General features: G+C 64.0%; 7 protein-coding genes. 3 read left to right on the top strand and 4 right to left on the bottom strand.

Annotated elements, in window-relative coordinates; all coding sequences use genetic code 11:
- Positions 1-710: 710 nt before the first annotated feature.
- Together MLGJGCBP_RS11720 and MLGJGCBP_RS11725 are read right to left on the bottom strand one after the other, a co-directional pair.
- Positions 711-1,985 carry a M20 family metallo-hydrolase gene (locus tag MLGJGCBP_RS11720; RefSeq protein ID WP_160095716.1) on the bottom strand — a complete coding sequence of 425 codons (1,275 nt, stop codon included), beginning with the start codon at positions 1,983-1,985 and terminating at the stop codon, positions 711-713.
- Complete coding sequence (locus MLGJGCBP_RS11725) at positions 1,982-3,139, bottom strand: diaminopropionate ammonia-lyase (RefSeq protein WP_160095718.1); 1,158 nt, start codon at positions 3,137-3,139, stop codon at positions 1,982-1,984. Before MLGJGCBP_RS11725 ends, MLGJGCBP_RS11720 begins: the two co-directional genes overlap by 4 nt.
- Positions 3,140-3,283: 144 nt before the next feature.
- On the opposite strand from MLGJGCBP_RS11725, the gene MLGJGCBP_RS11730 reads away from it, so the two are divergent.
- Positions 3,284-4,051 (top strand): GntR family transcriptional regulator, encoded by a 768-nt coding sequence (locus MLGJGCBP_RS11730; protein WP_160095720.1) that lies wholly within the window; start codon positions 3,284-3,286, stop codon positions 4,049-4,051.
- 26 nt (positions 4,052-4,077) lie between these two features.
- Here the strand turns inward: MLGJGCBP_RS11730 and MLGJGCBP_RS11735 are convergent, their stop codons facing one another.
- Together MLGJGCBP_RS11735 and MLGJGCBP_RS11740 are read right to left on the bottom strand one after the other, a co-directional pair.
- Positions 4,078-5,271, bottom strand: coding sequence for a M20/M25/M40 family metallo-hydrolase (locus tag MLGJGCBP_RS11735; RefSeq protein WP_160095722.1), 1,194 nt, complete (start codon positions 5,269-5,271; stop codon positions 4,078-4,080).
- The gene (locus tag MLGJGCBP_RS11740) at positions 5,268-6,869 is read right to left on the bottom strand and encodes an N-acyl-D-amino-acid deacylase family protein (protein WP_160095724.1); all 1,602 of its coding nucleotides are present in this window, start codon (positions 6,867-6,869) and stop codon (positions 5,268-5,270) included. The genes MLGJGCBP_RS11735 and MLGJGCBP_RS11740 overlap by 4 nt, the downstream gene beginning before the upstream one ends.
- Before the next feature lie 316 nt (positions 6,870-7,185).
- Between MLGJGCBP_RS11740 and MLGJGCBP_RS11745 the strand changes: the two genes are divergently transcribed.
- Positions 7,186-8,607, top strand: a complete 1,422-nt coding sequence (locus MLGJGCBP_RS11745) for an MFS transporter (protein WP_160095726.1) — start codon at positions 7,186-7,188, stop codon at positions 8,605-8,607.
- A 244-nt stretch (positions 8,608-8,851) separates the two neighbouring features.
- The coding region (locus MLGJGCBP_RS51650) for a hypothetical protein (RefSeq protein WP_236581038.1) at positions 8,852-9,085 on the top strand (234 nt) is incomplete at its 3' end.

The raw sequence follows: 9,085 nt of genomic DNA on the forward strand, positions 1-9,085 counted from the left end.
CGCTACGAACGCCACGGCGAACACTTCACCGGATTCCTCCACCTCGCCGCCGCACTCACCTGCTTCAAGAAACTTCCTACGTGAGACACGCTCTTCGCCATTGTCAGCCGGACCGCCATCACATGAGCGGTGATCGCGCCTCGAATTCACCCCACACGGCAGTCTCAGACCGGCCGTGGATTTCTCGGCGCATGCGGCCCACCTCGTGGACGTACAGCCACCCTGGCAATTTGTATGACAACTGTCAATAGTCCAATAGCCCGTCCGCCATCTCTTTACAATCCCGTACCTCAAACAAAAGAAATGCACGTCGACGAGGTGATCGACTCACCGCGCTGGCGCCTCGGCCTCCTTCTCTTTCCGAGTCCCGGGAGCACGATAGGTGCATAGCAGTTGTCCTACAGTCTCTCGGCAAGATATGACGGTGAACTGGTCATTCGAAACGCCGATTGCTGCCACGGGCCCGGTCCGGCTAGCAGATGTTTTTGCCGACGGGGTCGGATCACCGGTGTTGGACCGAACCTGGTCGTCGACTCCGCGACACGCACCATCGACGCCGACTGAGATGGATCGACGAAGCGGACCGGCTGGTCAGGGTCGAGCCGGTCTGCGCCGAACTCGCCACCGCGGGACCCCGATCATCTTCACAGCCGACAAGCCCGGATCGGCCGGGAACCCTCTACCGACGAACAACTGTGTGCCACCATCGGCTACTCGTGGGCGCTCAGTTCGAGAACTGCCTGCATGAGCACATTGATGCCGTTCGCGCACGCCTGAGGGGTGGAGTACTCGCGTGGATTGTGGCTGATGCCGTCGTAGAGACCCGGCACGAAAATCATCCCCGCGGGGCATAGTGCCGCGATCTCCCCCGCGTCGTGCCCGGCGCCTGAGGTGATGTGCTCATGCCGTAGTCCAAGGTTCGCCGCGCATTTCTCGATAAGATCCTGCATTGCCTCCGGGAAGTGCACTGGCGGGGTTTTCGCTGTCGTTCGGCTGGTGATCGTCACGCCCACCCGCCTCTCGACGTCACGGAAGAATTCGGTCAGGTCATCTTCCGCACGGCTCATATCGACTCCGTCGTGATTGCGCAGATCGATGGTGAGCAGCACATGGGACGGCACGATGTTGATGAGGTTGGGCAGCGTCTCGTGGCGGCCGACGGTGGCCAGCATGGCCCCGTATTCGCTGGACTTGACCATTTCGTCGAGATGGACGCGGATCAGCGCGGCCGCGAGTTCGGCGTCATGCCGCAGCGCGTCGGGCGTCGCACCGGCATGTGCTGCGCGCCCGGCGATCTCGACCTCGAGCCAGGTGATCGCCTGCACACCGCTGACCACACCTATTTCGGATCGATGTGTTTCGAGGATGGGTCCCTGTTCGATGTGGCACTCGAGATAGGCGTGCGGGGCGGTCGGCATGGGAACGGATTGCTGCCCGACAAGGCAGTAGCGGTCGAGCTCCTCGCCGAAGGTGACACCGTCGCGGTCGGTGCGGCCCCGGGCTTCGGTCAACGGGATCCGCCCTGCAGCGGTGGCGCTTCCGAGCATGTCGGTGCCGAACCGGGCGCCCTCTTCCTCGGAGAAGATTGCCACCTCGATAGGCCGTCGTGTCGTGAGGCCGTGGTCGTTGAGAGTGCGGACAATCTCGAGTCCGCCGAGCACTCCGAGGCATCCGTCAAACCGTCCGGCGGTGGCGACGCTGTCGATGTGGCTGCCCACCATCACCGGGGCCAGGGTGTCGTCGAGTCCCGAGCGGCGGGCGTAGACATTGCCGACGGCGTCGATGCGCACCGACAGTCCCGCCGCACGCATCCATCCGACGACCAGTTTGCGGCCCGCGATGTCCGCGTCGGTGAGCGCCAGTCGGCACACACCGTTCAGCCCGGTATCGGCATCGTGGAACGCACCGATCGAACCGAGATCGGACAGCGTCTGCCACAACCGGGTTGAATCAACGGACAGCGTTGCTTCCTCGGTGGTAGTCATCGAAGCGCTCCTTCGTGCTGGTGGACGTCGAGGTCGAGTCGTGCAGCCGCGTCGCCGACGATGGCGCGATAGTTCTGAAGGTCGGTGGCGCCTTCGGTGGAGATCACGAGAACCGAGTCGTCGGGCCCCAGACCGAGCTCGTCGCGGTGGCAGAGCAACCCGCCGAGTCCGGCGGCGCCACTCTCACCGGAGACGACGCCGTCGGACGCGAGGAGTCGCATGGCGTCAGCTGCCTGCTCGTCGGTGATCGTGACGAAGGTCTGGTAGCCGGCGGAGACGTCGGGCCACGCGATGATCGACGGTGTGCCGCAATTGAGTCCGGCCATGATGGACAGTTGGGGGCCGGGGATGGTGGTGACACCGCCCTGCTCGATGCTCGAGGTGACGCAGTCGGCCTGTGTGGGTTCCACACCGACCAGGCGCGCCTGCGATTCGGTCGCGAACCCGCGCGCGACCGCGGCGGCGAACGCCCCGACACCGATCTGGGCGGCGACGATCGTCGGGGCGGACAGACCGGCGTCGCGGAATTGCTGCCGGATCTCGGAAAGCATGGTCGAGTAGCCGTCGATCACCCATCCCGGCGGATCGACGTATCCGTCCCAGGACGTGTCGGAGACAATGAGCGTTGTCTCCGACGCCAGTTCGGCGCTGCGGCGGATTGCATCGTCATACCCCCCCTCGATCACCTCGACCGTCGCGCCTTCCTCACGGATGGCTTCGATTCGTTCGCCGACCATATCGCCCGGCACGATGATCGCCGCACTCAGTCCGAGCAGGCGTGCCATTCGCGCGACGGCGCGGCCGTGGTTGCCGTCGGTGGCCGCGCACAGTCGAATGCCGGAGTTGGTCAGACGAGCGGCGAGAGCGTCCAACGTCGGAATCTCTTCCCTCGTCGCACCGAGGTGACGGAGCAGGACGCGATAGGTGGCCCAGGAGGCGCCCAGCACCTTGAACGAGGGCATTCCCAGTCGGGCCGATTCGTCCTTGACGTGGACAGAAGCGACCCCGAGTCGCTGGGCTGCGTGTGGCGCGTCGATCAGCGGCGTGGGGGCGTAACCCGGCAAGGAGTGATGAAAATGCGAGGGTTCGGCCGTCCGTGGGGTGACCTGCGACGGCGCGTAGAGGGGATTGGACACAAGCCGGGGTTCGCGCACGGTGATTTCTCCTTCGGGTCTAATCGGAAGAGTAGTAAGTTGTATAACAACTGTCAAGATACTTATTGCTCTTCGTCTGTTACGCTGCGGGCACGGTGCACGCCGCGCCGGCGGTCACACGTTTGGCAATTGAGGGAGGTAGGGATGGCATCCTCGGCGAGAACGTCGGTGAGCAAGGACATCTCACGTATTCGTGCTCGTCGGCCGTTGCAGTCGGAGATCCGCGAGACCATCCTCGCCGAGTTCATCCTGTCCGGACGACTTCAGCCGGGCGACAAAATGCCCTCCGAAACGGAACTCTGCGAGATCTTCGGAGCCTCGCGCGTCACCATCCGCACGGCGATGCAGGGGCTCAAGGACGCCGGCTACATCCGCATCGTCCGTGGCTCCGGCTCGTGGGTGTTGCCCCGGCCGGAATCCATCCACTCGGGTCTCGACCGGCTGGTGTCGTTTGACACCTTCGCCTCCAATTCCGGGCGGCCGATCGACACTGGCAATGTGGAGATCGTCCACCTCGGGGTTGGTGACGACGACCTGACCGAGATCTTCGACGAGACAGAAGGTTTTACGCGGGTCAGCCGCACCAAACTCATCGATGGGCGGGTTGTCGCCTGGATCGTCGACTACATTCCGGACGAGGTGATGAGCACCGGTGAGATGCGCCGAGACTTCGTCGGATCCGTGTTGGATCTGCTGTTGCAGCGTGACCAGGCGGCATACTCCGATTGCACCATCACGCCGATGATCCCCGACACGGAGATGGCCAAGAGGTTCGGCGGGGACGACGCACCCGCTCTCCTGCAGTTGAGCGAACTGACCCGCGACGAGTCGGGACAGATCGTGAACCGCAGCGAGGCATGGCTTGCCGCGGATGCCTTCATCTTCCAGCTACGGCGTCGTCGCGAGAGCTGATCGGCCCTAACAGTAATCGCTGCACCTCACGATGAGCCCAGAAGGGCAGTGAAGATGGCGTGGTAGCCGTCGACGCCCTGGCGTAGCTCCGACAGCGAGATCGCTTCGTCGGCGGTGTGGGCCACGTCCGGGCGGCCCGGTCCGTACCCGATGGTGGGAATGCCTCGTCGACCGGCACTCTCGGAACCGTGCGTGCAGAACTGCCACGTTGTTGTTCGCGAATCGAATCCGCGACCGTCCAATGCTGGGACTACAGCGCGAACAGGCCAAGAGTCGGCCACCTGATGCCAGGCCGGCGCGAAGACCGGAGCGTCCACCTCATGCCCCCGCCAGGTGCGCCAGGACGCACGGGCGAGGCGCACGACGGCGCCGGCGCCGTGGCGATGCGCGATCGGCTCGACCACCGCGCGGATCTCGGCGAGAACCTCATCCTCGGTTTCGCCGACCACCGTGCGTCGATCGAACACCGCCACGCAGCCGGCCGGGACGGTCGATTGGCTCGGATAGGGACTCGACTGGATGCTCACCAGTGTCAGCTGACCGACGCCCAGATTCGGATCAGTAAGAAGGGGCATGTCGCGGAGAGCGAGGAGCGACTCCGCCATCACGTCGACGGCGTTGACACCCGACTCGGGGAAGGCCGAATGCGACGACGCCCCGGTAATGTCGACGACCACTTCACCGCGACCGCGCTGGCCGATGCTCAGCACATTGTCGGAGGGTTCACCGATCACCACCACATCGGGCGTGACCTGATCCAGGATTCTCCCCAGCGACGGGCCTTCGGCGAGTTCCTCATCGACCGAGCCAGAGATGATCAGGCTTCCGGTCACATCGGAGCCAGTGGCGAGCTGTCGTGCGGCATGGACGGCAGCGACCAGCGGACCCTTGGTGTCGACGGCTCCACGCCCGACGATGAGGTCACCGACCAACTCACCGACCGGATCATGCCGCCATCGCGAACGGTCCCCGACCTCGACGGTATCGATGTGCGCGTCATAGAGAACTACCGGACCGGGCCCGAAGTCGAGCCGGCCGATGACATTTCCCCAGTCATCCACGGAGACCTCAAAGCCCGATGAGGTGAGCAGCGTCGAGAGCGCCTTCGCGGCCGGCTCGACGGCCGGGGAGACGCTGGTCGCACCGATAAGATTCAGGAGCGTTGCGGTGAGGTCGACGTCGGTGACGGTGCGTGCCTCATCTGCCGTTTCCGTCGTCATCGCACATCACCCGTGGAAGCGGCCTGTGGTACTCCGTCAACAACTCCCGGGCGCTGCCCGGTGTGCGCTCCGTTCTCCCAGACCGGTACGCCACCGACGGTCACCAGTTCGACTCCGGGTGGGAAGCTATGTGGCTCGTCGTAAGTGGCGGTGTCGAGGTAGCGGGCCGGATCGATCAGTACCAGGTCCGCGCGCTTGTCGGGAGCGATGACGCCGCGGTCGGTGAGTCCGAGAATCTCCGCGGGGCCGGTGCTGAGCCGGCGAATCGCCTCGGGAACGGTGATGAGCTGTTCCCGGAGCGCGTAACGACCCAGCACTCTCGGCGCGGTCCCGTACAACCGCGGATGCGGATGCGGGTTGAAGACGCCGTCGGAGCCGACCAGGGCACCCGACGACGTGAAGATCTCGCGGACGACCTTCTCGGTCGAGTAGTGGTCGATCATGCATGCGTCGAGTTCGGTGTCGCGCAGCAGGTCGATCACGGCGATGGCCGGATCGGTGTTGGTTTCGTCGGCGATTGCGGCCACGGTCTTCGACACGGTGTCGCGGCGTGCGCCGGCCGCCTGGGTGATGACGATGTTCTCCGGTCCGCAGGCGGCGAAGAGATTCTCCCAGTGGGGCAGACCGGCGTGCATGTCTCTCGCCATCCGTTCGCGTTCGGAACGGTCGGAGACGCGTTCGAGCGTCGCCCGCGGTCCGCCATCGAAGGCGTAACCAGGCAAAAGGGCGGACAACAGCGTGCTTCCTGCGCCGTAGGGGTACTGATCGCAGGTCAAGCGGATGCGGTCCTGAGCTTCGGAGAGTGTGTGGAGGAGGTCGGACAGCAGGTGCGGAACACCCACGAGTTTGACGTGCGAGACATGGAGGTGTGCGCCAGTCTCTTCGCAGACTCGGACGAACTCGGAGATGGAGTCGATGACACCGGCTGCCTCGTTGCGCACATGGGGTACCAGGGGCACGTCGTAGGCGGCCGCGATCTCGGCGATCTGGCGGAGTTCGTCGGTGTCGGCGTACAAACCGGGGGCATAGATCATGCCGAAGGAAACCGCACGGCCGCCGGCGGCCAGCGAGTCAGCGACGAGATCCTTCATCGCCGACATCTCACGCCGGTCGGGAGCTCGGTCCGCGTTGCCCATCACGGATTCGCGAACCGCGCTGTGGGGGACGCAGCTCGTCATGTTTGCGCTGGCTGCCGCGCTCTGGAGTGCGTCGAGGTAGGACTCCATCGACCGCCAGTCCCAGCGCGCGTTGGTACTCGGCTCGAGTCCCTGCAGATAGCGTCGGCGCGTGTCGACCGTTGCGTCCGACAGAGGGGCGGGACCGAGCCCGTCGGGGCAGATGAGTTCGGTGGTGAAACCCTGCCCGACCTTGGCGGACAGCAGCGGATCGTCGAAAGGACGCAGCGCCGAGTGCGCGTGCAGATCGATGAATCCCGGGCACAGGAGGTGCCCGGTCGCGTCGACGGTGCGGCCCGCGGAGCCGACGGTGAGGTCCGGACCGACCGCCACGATCATCCCGGATTCGACCAGCACATCGGCACGGCGGATGCCGTCCTCGGTGACCACGTCGGCATTGCGGATGACCAGCGCGGCGTCCATGATCTCTCCTGTCACTTGTAGGACAACTGCCATATTTCTACCATGCGGTCGCCGGGAGGGGAAGGGCGGAACCGATCGCCTTGTTACACGCGAGTCACGACAGTGAAAAATGGCCGCACAGCTATTGACAGTTGTCCTACAAGTAACGATAGTCGAGCTATCTCAACAGCAAAGTTGCTGCTGAGAACAGGAAATCCTCGGGCGGCGATGCTCGCCACACAGGATCGGCTTACCGCCGGCCGGGCTTACGCTGTCCTGCGAGACCCCGGCTCCCTCCCAACACCGTCAGCCTCTCAACCAGAGCGGAAACACAACCATGACCACACCGCCACAAGGGACTCTGTCCGCGACCCTGGAGAACCTGCCATTGTCGCGAAAGCACCTCATCGTCTGGGCTATGGCGTCCGTCGGCTTCATGATCGAGGCGATCGACCTGACGATCGTCGGAGCGGTGCTGCCAGTTCTTTCGAAACATTTCGACCTGAGCAGCTTCTCCGTCGGACTGATCAGCGACGCCGCGTTGGCCGGCTACATGATCGGTGTCGCGTCGGTGGGCATTCTTGCCGACCGACTCGGCCGCGCGCGCATGATGCGGACTACCATCCTGGTGTTCACCGTTCTGACCCTGGCTTCTGCGTTTGCGTGGAATACCGAGAGTTTCGGTGTCCTTCGCTTCCTTGCCGGCATCGGCATCGGTGGCGAGGCAGCGTTGCTCACCCCGTACATCATCGAGGTGATGCCGAGGAAGTATCGGGGACGGTTGGCCGGCCTGGGAGACACCTTCTTCACGGTGGGGTTGCCGGTGGCGACCCTCATCGGCCTGATCATCATCCCGCTGAGCGACGACGGGTGGCGGTGGGCATTGCTGATGGCTGGCGCACCGGCGTTGTATGTGCTGTTCATGCGACGCAACGTGCCCGAGTCGCCTCGGTGGTTGGAATTGAACGGGCGTGGTGACGAGGCAAGCGAGATCGTCCGGTCACTTGGGGGATCATGGCGACCCACCGCTCAGAGTGAGCAGAGCGACAACGCAGGCGCCGCACACAAAGCATCTCTGCGGCACGCGATCACAGCGGTCTGGTCACGCCAATTTGCATCTCGCACGGCGCGCATCTGGGGAGTCTGGTTCTTCCTGCAGATGGTCTACTACACATTTCTGCTCTGGTTGCCCAGCATGCTGGTCGGGCGTGGCTATTCGCTGGTGGACTCCTTGCAGTACACCCTAATTATGAACGCGGCCGCGATCTTTGGTGGGATCACGATGTCGTTCGTCCAGGAGAGCAGGCTGGGACGCCGCTACACGTTGGCAATGCTCTTCGGACTGTCCGTTATTGCGGCCATCGGTTTCAGTATGGCCGATTCCACCGCGGCGATTGTGGTGGCCGGATCCGCCATGTCCTTCCTCATGAACGGCTGCTTCGCGGTCCTCTACACACTCACACCGGAGAGTTACCCGACCGCCATCCGATCGTCGGGGCAGGGGTGCGCGTCGATGTTCGGTAAGGTCGGCGCACTGCTTGGTCCAGTCGCAGTGGGTGCTGCATTGCCGATTTTCGAGATGTCGGGTGTCTTCGTCGGCGCCGCGATTGCTCTGAGCATCTGTTTGCTTTGTGTAGTGGGACTCCGCGAAACCAGGGGGCGTTCGGTCGACGACGAGGAAGCCAACCAGGCGGACAGAGTGAGTCAAGTCAACCGGTCACCGATGGTGGGCGCTCGCGAGGTCAGTGCCACCGAATGAGCTGAGTCGCACGATTCGACATGGAGTCGTTAAGGCCTGTCGAGAACCCTGACTCGTTACAGCGGGGTGTGCGATCCCAGTTCGAGACCGAGCGCTTTCTACAGCTGCCGAGGTTCAGCGACCCAGGCAGAAGAACAATACGTATGAGACCGTCGCACCGTGTCGCGACATCAGATGGCCCCGAACTGTCCCGTTCGGGGCCATTCGTGTGCGGGGACGGAAGTACTCAACCCCCCGGGCGCACTTGAAAGAATTCGGCGGCAAGCCTCTAACACCCACGCTCGAGGCGGTGTTCTCCAGCCGCTACGTCGCCGGCCTCGACCGCGACCTGAACGACCGAATCGACGCCTCAGCCCCGGACCGGCAGCAGGGCTTCGTGTGTAGGGAATCAGAAATCGTGGCGGAATCTCACGGTGAGTGGCGGTCCGATGGCGGATCCGCCATCGTTGTGAGACACGCCGATTTCGAATGTCGGGTC

The organism is Rhodococcus sp. T7 (genome assembly GCF_009872365.1).
GTDB lineage: Bacteria > Actinomycetota > Actinomycetes > Mycobacteriales > Mycobacteriaceae > Rhodococcus_F.

Bases quoted from the DNA above. Each gene is read 5' to 3' on its own strand.
- MLGJGCBP_RS11720 (WP_160095716.1), bottom strand. From the start codon at position 1,985: ATGACTACCACCGAGGAAGCAACGCTGTCCGTTGATTCAACCCGGTTG.
- MLGJGCBP_RS11730 (WP_160095720.1), top strand. From the start codon at position 3,284: ATGGCATCCTCGGCGAGAACGTCGGTGAGCAAGGACATCTCACGTATT.
- MLGJGCBP_RS11735 (WP_160095722.1), bottom strand. From the start codon at position 5,271: ATGACGACGGAAACGGCAGATGAGGCACGCACCGTCACCGACGTCGAC.
- MLGJGCBP_RS11740 (WP_160095724.1), bottom strand. From the start codon at position 6,869: ATGGACGCCGCGCTGGTCATCCGCAATGCCGACGTGGTCACCGAGGAC.
- MLGJGCBP_RS11745 (WP_160095726.1), top strand. From the start codon at position 7,186: ATGACCACACCGCCACAAGGGACTCTGTCCGCGACCCTGGAGAACCTG.